The sequence below is a fragment of the Algoriphagus sp. SE2 genome, assembly GCF_039563885.1.
GTDB lineage: Bacteria > Bacteroidota > Bacteroidia > Cytophagales > Cyclobacteriaceae > Algoriphagus.
In genome coordinates, this window is sequence record NZ_JBCLWJ010000006.1 from 195,048 (window position 1) to 209,496 (window position 14,449).

At 33.1% G+C, this 14,449-nt stretch carries 12 protein-coding genes; 3 read left to right on the forward strand and 9 right to left on the reverse strand.

All coding sequences use genetic code 11. From position 1 onward, the window contains the following. Positions 1 to 4 precede the first annotated feature (4 nt). The 5 genes from brxC to AAGF08_RS09735 all read right to left on the reverse strand — a co-directional run bounded on the left by brxC (position 5) and on the right by AAGF08_RS09735 (position 5,960). Positions 5 to 3,604 carry a BREX system P-loop protein BrxC gene (gene brxC / locus AAGF08_RS09715; RefSeq protein WP_343510960.1) on the reverse strand — a complete coding sequence of 1,200 codons (3,600 nt, stop codon included), beginning with the start codon at positions 3,602 to 3,604 and terminating at the stop codon, positions 5 to 7. A gap of 4 nt (positions 3,605 to 3,608) precedes the next feature. Further along, positions 3,609 to 4,148 (reverse strand): hypothetical protein, encoded by a 540-nt coding sequence (locus tag AAGF08_RS09720; RefSeq protein WP_343510961.1) that lies wholly within the window; start codon positions 4,146 to 4,148, stop codon positions 3,609 to 3,611. Beyond that, positions 4,126 to 4,905, reverse strand: coding sequence for a BrxA family protein (locus AAGF08_RS09725; RefSeq protein WP_343510962.1), 780 nt, complete (start codon positions 4,903 to 4,905; stop codon positions 4,126 to 4,128). Before AAGF08_RS09725 ends, AAGF08_RS09720 begins: the two co-directional genes overlap by 23 nt. Then, positions 4,902 to 5,477 (reverse strand): hypothetical protein, encoded by a 576-nt coding sequence (locus AAGF08_RS09730; RefSeq protein WP_343510963.1) that lies wholly within the window; start codon positions 5,475 to 5,477, stop codon positions 4,902 to 4,904. Before AAGF08_RS09730 ends, AAGF08_RS09725 begins: the two co-directional genes overlap by 4 nt. Positions 5,478 to 5,618: 141 nt before the next feature. Then, positions 5,619 to 5,960 carry a hypothetical protein gene (locus tag AAGF08_RS09735; RefSeq protein ID WP_343510964.1) on the reverse strand — a complete coding sequence of 114 codons (342 nt, stop codon included), beginning with the start codon at positions 5,958 to 5,960 and terminating at the stop codon, positions 5,619 to 5,621. 682 nt (positions 5,961 to 6,642) lie between these two features. On the opposite strand from AAGF08_RS09735, the gene AAGF08_RS09740 reads away from it, so the two are divergent. The 3 genes from AAGF08_RS09740 to AAGF08_RS09750 are packed head-to-tail and all read left to right on the forward strand — an operon-like array spanning position 6,643 to position 10,545. Continuing rightward, positions 6,643 to 7,212: an SH3 domain-containing protein gene (locus AAGF08_RS09740; protein ID WP_343510965.1), complete on the forward strand. Its 570-nt coding sequence runs from the start codon at positions 6,643 to 6,645 to the stop codon at positions 7,210 to 7,212. 1 nt (position 7,213) lies between these two features. Then, the gene (locus tag AAGF08_RS09745) at positions 7,214 to 7,834 is read left to right on the forward strand and encodes a hypothetical protein (protein WP_343510966.1); all 621 of its coding nucleotides are present in this window, start codon (positions 7,214 to 7,216) and stop codon (positions 7,832 to 7,834) included. A 50-nt stretch (positions 7,835 to 7,884) separates the two neighbouring features. Continuing rightward, entirely contained in the window at positions 7,885 to 10,545 is a 2,661-nt protein-coding gene (locus tag AAGF08_RS09750; RefSeq protein WP_343510967.1) for a UvrD-helicase domain-containing protein, read from the forward strand. A 222-nt stretch (positions 10,546 to 10,767) separates the two neighbouring features. Here AAGF08_RS09750 and AAGF08_RS09755 read toward each other — a convergent pair whose 3' ends face one another. The 4 genes from AAGF08_RS09755 to AAGF08_RS09770 form a co-directional block, all read right to left on the reverse strand. Further along, positions 10,768 to 11,982: a tyrosine-type recombinase/integrase gene (locus AAGF08_RS09755; RefSeq protein WP_343510968.1), complete on the reverse strand. Its 1,215-nt coding sequence runs from the start codon at positions 11,980 to 11,982 to the stop codon at positions 10,768 to 10,770. Between the two features lie 273 nt (positions 11,983 to 12,255). Then, complete coding sequence (locus AAGF08_RS09760; RefSeq protein WP_343510969.1) at positions 12,256 to 12,732, reverse strand: DUF4440 domain-containing protein; 477 nt, start codon at positions 12,730 to 12,732, stop codon at positions 12,256 to 12,258. A gap of 276 nt (positions 12,733 to 13,008) precedes the next feature. Beyond that, complete coding sequence (locus AAGF08_RS09765) at positions 13,009 to 13,695, reverse strand: DUF2490 domain-containing protein (RefSeq protein WP_343510970.1); 687 nt, start codon at positions 13,693 to 13,695, stop codon at positions 13,009 to 13,011. A gap of 1 nt (position 13,696) precedes the next feature. Further along, positions 13,697 to 14,287 carry a hypothetical protein gene (locus AAGF08_RS09770; RefSeq protein WP_343510971.1) on the reverse strand — a complete coding sequence of 197 codons (591 nt, stop codon included), beginning with the start codon at positions 14,285 to 14,287 and terminating at the stop codon, positions 13,697 to 13,699. Positions 14,288 to 14,449: the final 162 nt, after the last annotated feature.

A 14,449-nucleotide genomic window follows, 5' to 3' on the forward strand; every position in this document is an offset into this window, starting at 1 on the left:
TTACTTAATTATTTAGAGTTACTTCTACTTGATCTTCATCAGGCATACCTGCCATTCCCTGAATCTGAGAGGCTAAGAGCTTTCTATATTCCCCAGCGGTCATCACCTTCTTATCAATGGTCAGATTCATTTTTTTAGGTGATTTAGGTTTCCCAGATGTTGGGGTTGGGGGAACTTCTTTAACAAAACTAGCCTTGACCAATTCTAGCTCCGCTTCTTTTGAAGGAGCAATAGCAGTATAGTTAATAATGTCTGATAAGGAGAAGTTGGAATCCTGACATTCAATATGATATTCCAGTTTAACACCATTAATAATTTTTGGCTCACAGTAGTTTAAAAGTGAATTAAGCCTATTTCTATTAACAGAGTTTAGCTCTGGAGGGTAGTTCTGGTGAAGGTATACTAGAGCCTTTTCTATTCCAGTTTTTAAGGCTTCATAGGCACTGCTCATTGAAATTGCATTGTCAGTCATCAGCTCATAATAAGCATCCTTGATGGCTTGCGCAGTATTTTGAATATCTTTAAATTGCTCAATTACATCACTTTTTATAGCATTATTAAAGGTTACCGTATTGGTTTCAATGGTTGAATTTTGAATCCCTGCTTTTGCCAACTCACTTTCTACAGAGTTGACAAATCGCTTAAAGCCTTTAACTTTATCTAAATTCTTTTTAATGAATTTTTCTATTTGTATAGTACTCTTTATTGCGTTGATGTAGTTCTCCTTATCATGAAGAAAGTCTTGGACCTTTTCAATGTAGTTCGCTTCAGTAGTCTTAAAATTGTATGACTGAAGAGTATTTTTATATTCCTTTGCCTTAGGGAATAAACTATCAAAATCACTTTGAGTATTATTTAGAGTGCTCAAAGAGGTGATAAAAGTCTCAGCTAATTTTGTGATTGCATCCGCTGCTTCAAAATCACTAACATTCCAAGTGATTTTATTACCAGTATACTTTTCAAAATCTAAATCAAGCAGACTTTGGACGAGTAAATTTTTCTGAGATGCGTCTAACTTTTTAGTGATCGCCTTAAAACGAGCAGATCTAAATTTTGTACTGGTACTAAATGCTTCATGAGAGGCTTTGTCTGTGTAAGAGAAATACTCTGTATCATTAAATTTCACAACCAACCTACCTGCCCGAAACAAAACTGCTAGTGCTGTGGAGATAGAGCCATAGGAAAAACCCCAGGGAGCTGCTGACAATTCCTCTTCTAGACTTTTCCCATCGATGTATTTAGTCTTTATTTTGGCACTTATTTCTTCAATAATCTTTAAGTGATCTCCTGTAAAGTTTCCTTTGGTATCAAAGAATTTGAACTCATCTCCAGAGAAGAATCTGTGTAGCTTCTCATCATTATCCTCCTTAATTAGCTGAATACCTACTGCTTCAGAAAGTTGCTTACTTAGCCGCTTGGTATAAATATTTTTTATTAGCTTTCTCTGTATCTCATTTGTGGACACCTTGAAGTTATCCTTATTTAAAAGGTTCTCATCAAACAAATAAATCAGTGAGCCATTTGCATAGGCTTCAGCAATGAGATTGATTAGGTCCTTCTCTTTTTCTTCCTTTATGGTAGAAAACTCACGGATAATCTGTCTTTTGCTGGCATCATCATCGTTAGCATACTTCCCTTCCATATACCCATAGCGTTTTACTTCTTCGAGTAAGTGGTCGATTTCATTAAATCTGCCGTTATCAGGGACAAGTGTTATTAAATCCTTTTGATACTGAGTGTCCAATTTTATCCCTTCAATAAAATCTTGTCGATCCTCATTAATATTAAATAAACTGTATACAGTAAGCCTAAGGTTTTTATTGTTGGATGGGATAATTTCATCATCCAAATCAGTAAGAATATTAAAATTATAGGGAACAGCGTCTTCATTGATTACTGCTACTTGTCTAAATACAGGAAGCTTTTTAAGGTATGTTACTAACTCCCTTTTCTTTACAAACAATTCGACATCAAAATCCTTCATCTCTTCCAGAAGTTTACCTTCTAGGTTGGATGTGATTTTATAATTGTTGTTAGAAACCAACAGAATTTTAGCCTCCACCAGTAAGTCTAATGCTTTTTCAATACTAGGCTTGACATCATAATACGATGCCATGTCAGCTATATAGGTTTTGGTGATATTCTCTGCCGTAGGTGAAGTGAGTTCAGATTCATTGATAAAATGTAATGTCTTCAATAGAAGCTCACCATCAACGGATACACCTTTATTGTCTAAAATAATTTTTGCATTGCTGTATTTGTTTACCAGATCCGCAGGTGGAGCAGTTTGTGCTTCTGTGCATAGATCATGAGCTGTGGTGAAACCATATAGCTTTCTATTTCTCATCTCTTTCCTTAGCACATCAAATGTGGTAATGATCATGCCTCTAGCAGCAATCTGTGTTGCCACGAGCGCATTTGAACTGAAGAGAAACTTTTGTAATAAATCAAATTGGTACTTGTGAAATGGATAGTAGGTGGCAAACTGCTCAGCTGTGGTCGTTTTAGTTGGGAATGATGATTTTAAGTTGGTTGCATCACTAATTTGGCCTTCGTTCTTCTTGTAGTAATTTACCAAATCTTGATAGGCATCCTCTTTTTTAAGTAATAAGCGATTGCGAATAATAACATCCACCTCTGTTGATTCAAGATGCAGTTTAGTTTTAAAGCGGTCTGTCACTTTTGTGAGTTGACTTTTATTAACATTAGCATTGTTAATTACATCATCCAATTTCTCCTGGGCAATGGCTATTGTCCAGACTTTGTTACTAATTGATGAAAGGCTTTCTGCTATTGCTTCTAAATCCAATAAATTAAACTTCTTTTGAGCTAGTGCTTCACTGGCTTCATCGAAAATAAAGACCAAGTTTTCATCTGGGAACTTGACCAGATACTTTTCCAACTCCTCTTTGAACTTACTTGAAGAAAAGTTTTGAATGTTGCTGTTGTAAGTATTGATTACTTGAGATGTGATTTCTTCACTCTTGCCATATTTTTCTGAGTTAACCTTAAAAATTGCTTCTATAAAGTTTTCCTCATCTTGATCCCAAGAGTCACCTAATAATTGGGCTGCGTCTCTTTGGAAAGTATCAAACTTGTCCTTAAGCATAAGGTGAAATGAATAGTAACCTAGAACATCATCTCTAAAACCTATGCTTTTTAGGAAGTTAGCAAAGAGCGTAAATGCTAATCCATTATCTGTATTTTGCTTAGCGATATCCAGAAAAATCACTTTGCTATTAATGGCATTCAGATTCCTAATATCGTTCTCTATTAAACTTTGGTTAGTTACCCCTGTGAGCCTTGGAATAAAGCGATCTCTAGCACTAGTTCCATTTATGTTAGGGTTTGCTATTAAGTAGCCCAACATTTTCCCAAAATATGACTTCCCAGAACCGTAGAATCCAGATAACCAAACTCCTGTTTCCTTAATATTACTTGTGTATTGAGAAATGAACTTGGATAAATGTTTCCCCAATCCATCTGTGATTATATAAGATTCAATCTCAGATTGAATCTCATCCTGAGAAACATCCTCAAGGTCAATTACATTCTTTATATCTTCTTGAAGATCAAGCTTAAGAATATCTTTTATAGTAGTCATAATTTTAATCAATTACAGTACATCTATACTTAGATGCAGGTTTGAAATTAAGGAAGTAGAGGTTGCCGTTTTCAGTTTTACTTGGATAGAAAATAATGAGTGGATGGGTCAATCCCATGACCACTTTATTTTCCATGATGTTTACATTTTCTATTCCTGTACCATACAAAGCACCAGTTCTTACCAAAACAGGGCTTTTTCCTTCATCATTAACTTTTTGAATCGCTTTAATTATCCTTTGGACAAAAGGCAAAAATACTTTATGTGGTGTGGCCTTAAAGATAGAGTACTTACGCTCGATAGACTCAATAGAAACCTCATCAATAAATTCTATTAATAATTTTGCAATATCAATTTGTACTAGATTTAATTGGTCATCAAACTCAGTCAACTTATTCAAATAAAGTTTTTCCTCTTTAGGGGGATAAATAAAGATGATACTGTTTCCTCCATTAGCTTTTCTGCGAAGTTGATCCCTGTTCTGGATTTCTAAGCTTGCTCTTAGGTTATCAAACTTTGCTTTATGCTCGTCTATAAATGCCATCGGCTAGATTATTATAATCAATGATTGGTTCTATTGTAAGCTTAGTACCAGTGTAGCTCATTCCTATCAACCCTTTTTTTGCGACCTTCTTGACTCGTTCAGGAAAACTTTCTGGAGATACAAATGAAAATATCTGAAAATCATTTTTCAATAGATTTTCATTCCTTGGATAAAGCGTACTAAGCAAATAGAGGAAGGTTGTAAATTCATTATCTGAAATCTGGATATGTTTGATAACCTTTTTCTGCGTACCATCTACAAGTCCTAGCTTTCTTAATACTGTTAAATATTTTGATGCTACTGGTCCAATGGATTTAGGAGTCCAATTCAAATCTTTAAATTCTTGATCTCTTTCTTTAAGATCAGCAATAAAAAACAAAACGTCCTGCCCAGTAATAGTAGCTTTCCCTTGGAAATAAAATTTTAAATATAAGTCTCGTGTCAAAATTTGGAACAATTTGTTATTAATCACGAGTTGCCAAAAAACCAGCAAGTTGTATGGGAATCTTGTGTCCAATTCATTAAAAAATGAGTTGTAAATTCTTTGATGATCATCATTTTGAAATGTAAGAATGCTAGACTTTATTCCTCGATAAAATCTCCCTCTCCCTTCCTCAGTTCGAATCCCAAACACATTGTCTTGGATCATCCTTTTTTTTAGGTCCATTTCACCATTTGCATAGCTTCTAAGTGCCTCATGCACCATATGATAGTCTTGGATTCCTCCAAATGCATTTATATCGGTATTGTACTTCATTTTATACCTTTTCTAATCTTCTCCATTAAGATTTCTTCAAAATCAAACCCATGATTTCCAAGAATTAATAAACCATAAAAAAACATATTAGCCAGATGTTCTTTTAATCTTTCTGGATTTGGACTCTCATTACCATTCAATACAAAAAGTTCCGAAAATTTTAGAGCCTCTTTACTCAAAACTAAAGATAAGTCTTTGCTACTATTAAACTTTGGGTCAGAAAACTTTTTCTTAAGTTTAATTAGCTCCAAAAAAACACGATCAATAGGGTTTTCAATTGGGTCAAATCTTTGAATAGTAAGTATGAGTCTTCTATCTGATTCATTAACATAAGGGTCAGCTGATACACTGACAACCTCATTTTCAATACTTAATTCCCTTTTAAAAAAAGAAAAATCTAATTTCTCGAAACCGTTTTGAGTTAAAAAAACATTTATCTCTTCAAAAGTTTGTTCAAGAGTTTTCTCCTCCATAAAAAACATCCTTTGAAACTGAAAATCTCCAGCATTGAATCCACCATAAGATTCAGCATCGAAATCAATTTTTCGAATCGCATCTTTTAGTTTTTCCAATTTAAGTAATTCTAAAGGGTGAATTGTACGTCATTTTTTTAGAGCTTTTGCTGAAAAATAAGTCAGTTAAAAATAAGAGTTTAATTTGAAATTCCTTAGACCACTGATAAAAGCAACTGGAAAGGGTGAGTTTTTTCCTTTTTAAATAGCTGAGTCTTGTCTAGAACTTCTAAATCTTTTGGGGACACATGCATCCTTGCAAAAGGCACTCTGATAAAAGGCTCCTTTAGCCTCTTCTTCCTTCCGTTTATAGTAATTTGTTGAACTAAACCAGAGACACTTTTGGATGTAACATTCTATCGCCTCAAATTCATCCATGAGCTTTAAAAGTACTTCATGCTCATCTTCTTCATTCCAATAGATAAGTTCAGTTATTCGCTCATCAATCTCCTGTGGAACTTGAAATTGATTCCATTCTTTAGCCATGATCTGTCTCGCTTTTAATTCCTCGTCATTTATGGTGTTATAGTATAAATCTTTCATTAAAAAGCTTTTTACAATATGATCAAATTCTTAAGTGAAACACTAGTCATAATTTTAGTTTATTAAGAGTAGTCATTTCAATAAACTAAAGTGTTTCTTTAAAAAAGTTATTCTTTTGGCCAAAAAATACCCAATGCTGGGTGTAGTATGAAATTGATTATTTTCATTTATTGTAGCAATAAAAATCAATCGATAAAAGGAATTTATGCAGGAAACAAAAGAAAAAAAGGTGGCTGTAGCTATGTAATATGGATAATAATGGAATGTAATTTAACCTAGCCAAAGATTCAATGGATTTAAAGAACGTTAAGCTTGTTTTTTGAAAACTAATCCTTAAATTAATTAAAAGTTGCAATACCCTATTAACTTAACGCGCAGCCTACCAAAATGATTTGGTGGGCTTTTTTTAGTGTTAGCCTGAATAAAAAATACCCTGTACTGGGTATTGCAACTAAAAAATTTGTTGCCGTTCTTATAGTTTTGTTAAGGTATCAGAAGTAAAATGATATATTTCTCTATCAATTCTATTTATCCAACAACAAACGTTTGTTGTCATTTGTTGTCGATTAATTATTTTAAAATATTGATATTCAATGGATTAACAACTAACTGTAAATAAAATCAATAATGGATATACACGTAATTGCTTTTTTACCAATGTTAGCACCAAAATTAAAGAACCATGAAATCAATAATTTTACTTTTTATCATCGCGATAGTTCTTTCATCTTGTAATTACAATAAACTGGAAGGAACTTTCATATATACAGAAGTTCCTAAGGAGAAAAAGAAAGATGAAAGCCTTTTTGGATGGGGAGTTGAACTTGGCAAAGAGATAGCTTGCTCAAGTATTGGGGTGATTACATTTAAAAATGGCAAGTGCTATTATTCAATGTCTTTCTTTGGCGTAAAGCAAGAAATGAAAGTAGATTACCATATAGATAACGGAGTAATTTATATCAATTCAAATATGTTTAACCAAGGCGGAGTAGGTCTTTTTGAATTAGTAGATAATAATACAATCACTTACCAAGGTTGCATATTCAAACGGGTTGACCTTAGTAAATATAAAGAAGGAAAAACAAGTTCAAAAGTAAATCTGAGAGCAGGCCCAGGAACAAATTATGATATACTCAAATCCTTAGATAAAGACACCGAAATATTTTTGATTGAAAGGCAAGGAGAATGGGTAAAAGTGAGAGCAAATTGGAAGGAAGGTTACATACATCAAGATTTTGTTAAATCCGAATAAAATGTGGGTTGAAATTGTAAAATATTTATCTCTTTCATCAGTTTTAGGCTTTACAGTCTGGATGGTAAAACTACTCATTGAAAAATTCTTTACAGCAGGATTAGAAACTTACAAAAACAAGCTAGAGGGTCAATTAAAAGAATTTGAATATAAGTTGAGAAAAATCGATTTTGAACATCAAGTGAAATTTTCCGACCTACACAAAGACAGAGCTAATGTTATCAAAGATGTTTATGGAAAGCTTATAGAAATTGAAATCAAAGCAAAAAAAGCTATTCAGAATCCAGAAGATAAAATTATTGAAGAAATAGCAGAAGATATTTATTCATTAAACATCTTTTTTCATAAGAATGAAATATTTTTTGCTGACGAAACATCTAAAATATTTTACCATCAAATGATAAACTACAATGAATTGATTGTTCAGTTGGGGATTTTTGAGAGTTATGGGAATAATAAAACCTTGATTTCAATAGACAAATCACTTGTGAAAGAAAAGAGTGAATTAAGAAAATATATTAATAAGCTATTGAACGAGAATATATTCCAAGTAAAAATTCAGCTGAAGGATGAATTCCAAAAACTAATTGGTACAAAAAATTCTGGTGCTAACAGCACCTAAGAAACGTTATCAGCAACCCTAAGACAACAGTACTCCACAAACAGCATTAAATGAAAGAAATTGGAAGTTTTCTATTACTTATTTTATTGACTATAATAGTTGTTTGGTTTTACCGCAGACATCAGGAAAATGAACGGAAGAAGAAAGAACTTGAAGCTGAAAAAGCTAGACAACGTGAAATAGAAAGACAAAAGCTATACGACTTTTTCAAATCAAAGCTAGACAGGATAAGGACAGCTAAAAACAAATTTGCAAAATACATCGACCTTAAAACCGGATATTTCACAAACTATCAACTGACAACTTGGAAAACAGAGCAAACAAATCTTTTTAATGAAATCAAAGGGAAACTCTTTGAATTCATTAATCTTTCAAGTGAAGAAGTTAATTCAGTCAAGACTTTTAATTATTATTTCAATAATGCTACGGCTTTGAGAAATGACTTCAATAAACAATTTATAAAGGAAGAACTAAAAACATACAGCAAGTTCTTTGACAATATTGAAGGAAGAAAACTTGATATTCAACAAAGAACCGCAGTTGTAACAGATGAAGACAATAACATTGTTATTGCAGGTGCAGGTTCTGGTAAAACAACAACTATTGTTGGAAAAGTAAACTATGTTCTTAAAAGATATAAAGTTCGACCAGAAGAGATTTTACTCATTTCATTCACAAATAAATCTGCCACAACACTTGCCGAGAGAATTGATATTGAAGGAGTAGAAGCAAAAACCTTCCACAAATTTGGAAAAGACATTATAGTTGAAGTAGAAGGAAGACAACCAAGTATTTTTGAAGAAGCACAATTCAAACCCTTGCTTACACGATATTTTTCGGAGTTAATAAAGAGTGCAAATTACCTTCAATTAGTCACTGAGTATTTTACGAACTTCTTAAAAACAGCTAAATCGCAATTTGAATTTGAAAATAAAGGTGAATACATTCAATACATTAAAGACCAAAATTTTAAAAGCTACAAACTAAAAGAAGTTCTAGTAAACGGAAAGAAAACTTACAAAATGGAAATAGTCAAAAGCATTGAAGAGTGTAAAATAGCAAATTTCCTCTTGTTTAATGGCGTGAACTATGAATACGAATTCCCTTATGAACACGACACCGCTACGGAAGCTTACAGACAATACAAACCTGATTTCACAGTAATTCAAAATGGACAAAAAATTTATATAGAACATTTTGGAATTTCTAGAAACGGGAATGTGCCGAGTTGGTTCACAGGAGATGGAACACGTTCTCCAAGTGAAAAGTATCGTGCAGATATGGAATGGAAGCGAGACACTCATAGAAGAAATGGAACAATATTAATTGAAAGTTACAGCTATGAAATGAGAGAAGGTATTTTATTTGAAAACCTAACGAAAAATTTAAAGTCTGTAGGAGTTATTCTTAAACCTAAATCACCAGAAGAGATTTGGAAAATTATTTCGGAGGCTGCAAAAGATGAAATAAATAGTTTTATCACTTTGTTTGGGACTTTCATAACATTAATGAAATCAAATAATTATTCAATAAAAGATGTTATCAATAGAAATAAACAAACTCAGAACAAATTCTCCAGAGATAGAAATTCATTATTTATTGAAATCATTAAACCAATTTTTGAACGCTACGAAAATCATCTAAAGGAAAGGAACGAAATAGACTTTAGTGATATGATTAACAAAGCCTCTAAGCATATCGCGAGTGGCAAACACAAACGGAAATTTAGCTATGTTATCATTGATGAGTTTCAGGATATTTCAATTGGTCGTTATCAATTAGTAAAGGCAATCAAAACCAGTAATCCATCCTGCAAACTATTTTGCGTAGGTGATGACTGGCAGTCAATTTACCGTTTCAGTGGTAGTGACATAGCACTTTTCAAAGAGTTTGAAAATTATTTTGGATTTACAATAAAATCAAAAATTGAAACAACCTATCGTTTTCACAATCCACTTATTAGTCTATCGAGCGAATTCATACAGAAAAACCCAAACCAAGCTAAAAAAGAATTAAAGGGAATTTCCAGCACAAAGAACACAGATTATAAAATTCATTATTCAATAACAGACAATCAAGATGATACACTAGCGGTTCAAAAGATATTTAATGAACTATTTGAATTTGATGACCAAATTGAAGACAAAGAGATTATAATTCTTGGTAGATATGGATTTGATATTGATAGAATTAAAAACGGAAATTTTGTATTCAAAATTGACAAAACAAATGAAGTGATTTCATACAGCGTAAAGACAGAAGAAGGAGAAATTAAAAGACTTAAGGCTAAGTTTATGACTGTTCACAAAGCCAAAGGACTAGAAGGTGATATAATTTTAGTCCTTAATTGTAATTCTGGAAAATTTGGTTTCCCTTCCGAAATGTCTGACGACCAAGTTTTGAATTTGTTATTAAGTGAAGCAGACCAATTTGAAAATGGCGAAGAAAGAAGGTTGTTCTATGTTGCAATGACAAGAGCAAAAGAAAAAGTTTATTTTGTAACTGACAGTTCTTACAAATCTAAATTCATCGCAGAATTAGAAGTTGAAAGCGGACAGTCACCAAATAAGAAGTGTCCAACTTGCAAAACAGCAGATGTTGTGCTGAGAAAATCAGGTAAATCAAAAAATGGTAATATATATAAATTTTACGGTTGCACTAACTACTTATACGGTTGCGACTACACCACAACAGAATGGATAAACAACTAAAAACGGAAAGAAGGGTAGTTAATAACAGACGTTTTGGCCCAAGGGTGGGTGAAGTGGTTAATTGAACATTCTACCTCGCATCAATTTATGTGGTGTGTTGACAGTTTTGTGCTCAAAAATCCACCACTGCGCATAGCCAAACCTTTTGGCTAGGGCTGGAAAAAAATATTATAGATATTACTTTTAATTTTCTTAATCCAATATGGGGAGATTAAATTATCCCTATTGACTAAAGTAGTTTGAGAATTTCTCAAATTCATTCTTTTTAGAATCATCCACAATCTTAACGTAGTTTTGAAGAGTACTCAACTTCCTGTGTCCAGTTATTTTCTGAATTACAGATAAAGGGATCCCAGCTAAGATTGCATTAGTAATAAAGGTTCTCCTACCTGTGTGACTGGAAATGAGCCTATGTTTACTAATTGTTTCATATACCTTGGTTCCTTTCAAATATTTCACTACCTCCACTTTATCTTTGATTCCAGCATTTTTACATAGAACCTTCACGTAGTCATTGAATTTTTGATTTGAAATGTGCAGGGGTTTCAAATCAAACTCATATTTCAGAAGTAATTCATTTAAATGAGAGTGCAAAGGTATGGATACTCTCTCTCCTGTCTTTTGGGTGTTTACCATTAAGAAGTCTCTGTTGACCCAAGAAGGTGCTATCCTGACAGCATCACTGAATCTGAGTCCAGTAAATATCAACACCAAAAATAAATCCTTTACCCTTTCCAAAGAAGAGGTTTCAGGTTGATAGTTGATTAAGCATTTCACTTCTTCTTTTGTAAGAACTATTGCAAAAGTCTCTACTTCCTTAGGATATTGGAGTCTTTGATATTTTGAAGAGGTCAGAATTTCTTCATGATAAAGATGATTTAAAAACTGTCTAATAAACTTAAAATTCTTAGCGATGGTATTGGGTTGTAACCCCTTTTCATCCCTCCAAAATTTAGACAATTCATTAACGAACATTTGATTGAATTCTATGGGATAAATCTTTTTTCCACTTAAGAAATCATTTAAATGATTTCTAATAGCCTCAAGTTTTGAGACTAGTTTAGGCTTTAGGGTCAACCTCTTGAGCTCTATAAACCCATTTAAATAAGAGATTAAATCCTCATCCTTAGGCTCTTCTTGCTGAAAGAACTTCTCTCTGAATAATTCTGCAGTACAGAATCCAAATTCTTTCTCAAGATCATTCAAAACCTGCTTCACTTCTGCATGAATTCCCTCAACTCTCACCCAAATTGCCTTGTAATCTGGATGTGATCTAGATATTTTACTACCTAAAAAATGGTGGCTAATTACCTTTTCTTTAGTTGGAATATAAACCCTTGTTCTTTTGGACTTTGACTTAAAAGTGACCTCTATGGCTAAATTTCCAAGATTTGTAAGCTTACTGACTGATTTTAGAATGATTTTAGTACGGAACATTTTTGGTGGCTATTTGGTGGCAAAACCATCCAAACAGCACCAGAATTTATTTTACTCAAAATGAAAACATGGCTTTAAACGCTATAAGGGGCGGTCTTGAAAACCGTTGTACCGCGAGGTACCGGGGGTTCGAATCCCTCCTCCTCTGCATCAAAAGCCCAAGCATTTTGCTTGGGCTTTTTCGTTTACAATCTTTAAGACAATTATTATGCTTCTACAAACCAAAGAGGACATTTTGAAATGAGCTTCAATTTAAGAAACTGACCAGTAGGTTTATTCTTTTACAAGTGCAGAGGCGATTTCCCGAAACATTTTCCATTCTCCATCTTTTGTTCTTTTCAAGAGAAGCATAAATGTATCCTCCAATTCATGGACGATCCCATTTTCATCTGTGTAATAAATGGAGCTGACTCCAAAATCATAGGCAATTGAATCTGAAATAATTACAGTTTCTTTGGGTCTCATTTTTATACTGTCATACCGAAACTTATTGCCATGTTTTTCCCTTAATTTTCTATAGGCTATCCAATCCTCACTTCCAGGTCCAATCGATATTAAGTCTGGAGTTGCAAATTTTCTCAATTCATCATATCGCTTCTCTTTGACCGTATTCTCAAATGCACTTCTCAGTTGTTCGATTTTCTCAAGCTCTGAAGGAATATCAAAGCTTGGCTTTATTTCTTCTTGGCTAGTCCTTTGTCGACAGGAAGTAAAAATTAATAGAAAAAATAATGTAACTACGTATTTCATGATCTGAATTTTTATAGTTAAAATATTAATAATTAAATGGTTACTAACTAAAACTATAAAAACTTTTTTTAATGCAAAAGCTCATCACATGATTTGAAGTGGAAAAATAGTTTAAACTCTGTCTTTGCTAAATAACATAACACACAAAATGATATCAATAAAAATTATAATCACCAAGAAAGCTTCCAATCACTTTTTTTCAGATTCAATATTCTAAATCAAATGCTCTATTAAAAAAGATAATTGGTATACAGGATCACTTGCTTATTTCTGTTATTAAAAACTGTAAAAATAGCCAACCTTGGCCCAAAGACGGGTTCGAAAACCTTCTTGGATAAATTTATCAGTACGATAATCTATGCTCCATTCAAGTTTTTGGCTCGATTGGATCAGTTTACCAAATGAAAAAACCAAACGATTTTCAATCTCAAATTCCCCATCCTGAAGACTGAAAATCGGCTCATTTGATAAAACTAAATAGTGCTCTCCAGGATCTAACGTGCTTCCAGAAAGGGGAATCTCTGTTGCTACCCTGTATCGAAGTCTGATTTCCGCCGCCTCTCCTTTGGTAAACGTTTGATCCGTCCTAAAGCGATGTGCCAATTTCATCCCTCTCAGCCTATTTACGGAGGCAAACTGCTGAATCAAGCGATTAGCATTCGCACCATCCTGAATTCTGTGAAATAATCCAACAGCTATACTTTTAGATGGATTTAACTTGAGATCATAAAAAGCCATCAGGTCCGTTCTATAATGGGTGAATTGAAATTCATCTTTTTGTTCACCGGAATTATTATATAAAATATCCTGATGCTCAATCTTGACAATAATTTTTTGATCATTTTTTAGCTTCTTCGTAATTGCCGCTTCAGGAAAGAACCCAGAAAAAAACTGATGTTTCTGACCCAAAGAGTTTGCAATGTTTAGGAAAAGAAAGAAAAGGACCAAGTAAAATCTTTCCATCTTAGAATACCAGATTTTCGCTTGGTGTTACTACTATTTTACGTTTTCTAATAAGCTTTCCCTCATCAGAAAATAACCCCTCCCAAAATTCTGAAACTCCTTTTTCATCAAGACCTATATACTCGATTTCATAGCGAGTCAAGATTCTTTTGAAGCTATTCTTATGAAAAAAATCCTTTAAATCTTCTGAGGCTCCTGAATACTGGATCTGTAATCGTTTTATATCCGACTTTTTATAATCTGGGGATAGCTCTTTCTCTAAACCAGTTCGAACATCTCTCGGAATTTCCTTAAAATCAATCTCAATCTCTACATCCTGAATAAGTCCCAGGGAGTCAAACTCGACACTGTAAAATTTACCTTTACTTTTGAATTTTGCTTCGAAAGAATATCCTGACTCATAGATTTCCTGATACCATTTTAGTCTTTTGGTGGTTTCAAAAGTGTCAGAAATCCATTCTTTCGCTTCTTTTGGAACTTCTATTTCTTTTATACGAAGCTCTCTTTCCATCTTATCCTGTGCCATAGCTGCCTGGCTGAACACCCAAAGAAAGGGAAGTATGAAAAGAAGTCTGAGAAGATGATTAATCATAGATTTCATTATTGCCCAAAACTGATTCAAATATATACGACTCCCTTGAGAAAAAGCTTAGAAATCACCAAACTGACAAGACAAAGGATAAATAAGCATACAAATCCTTTGAATTTAGTTTAGATGGATTAAAAGTAATAGAAGGTTTTTTGGAAAAAATTA

What these genes read in the sequence shown, in the direction of transcription:
- brxC (WP_343510960.1), bottom strand. Translation starts at nt 3,604, where the DNA reads ATGACTACTATAAAAGATATTCTTAAGCTTGATCTTCAAGAAGATATA.
- AAGF08_RS09745 (WP_343510966.1), top strand. Translation starts at nt 7,214, where the DNA reads ATGTGGGTTGAAATTGTAAAATATTTATCTCTTTCATCAGTTTTAGGC.
- AAGF08_RS09770 (WP_343510971.1), bottom strand. Translation starts at nt 14,287, where the DNA reads ATGATTAATCATCTTCTCAGACTTCTTTTCATACTTCCCTTTCTTTGG.
- AAGF08_RS09750 (WP_343510967.1), top strand. Translation starts at nt 7,885, where the DNA reads ATGAAAGAAATTGGAAGTTTTCTATTACTTATTTTATTGACTATAATA.
- AAGF08_RS09765 (WP_343510970.1), bottom strand. Translation starts at nt 13,695, where the DNA reads ATGGAAAGATTTTACTTGGTCCTTTTCTTTCTTTTCCTAAACATTGCA.
- AAGF08_RS09725 (WP_343510962.1), bottom strand. Translation starts at nt 4,905, where the DNA reads ATGAAGTACAATACCGATATAAATGCATTTGGAGGAATCCAAGACTAT.
- AAGF08_RS09740 (WP_343510965.1), top strand. Translation starts at nt 6,643, where the DNA reads ATGAAATCAATAATTTTACTTTTTATCATCGCGATAGTTCTTTCATCT.
- AAGF08_RS09755 (WP_343510968.1), bottom strand. Translation starts at nt 11,982, where the DNA reads ATGTTCCGTACTAAAATCATTCTAAAATCAGTCAGTAAGCTTACAAAT.
- AAGF08_RS09735 (WP_343510964.1), bottom strand. Translation starts at nt 5,960, where the DNA reads ATGAAAGATTTATACTATAACACCATAAATGACGAGGAATTAAAAGCG.
- AAGF08_RS09760 (WP_343510969.1), bottom strand. Translation starts at nt 12,732, where the DNA reads ATGAAATACGTAGTTACATTATTTTTTCTATTAATTTTTACTTCCTGT.
- AAGF08_RS09720 (WP_343510961.1), bottom strand. Translation starts at nt 4,148, where the DNA reads ATGGCATTTATAGACGAGCATAAAGCAAAGTTTGATAACCTAAGAGCA.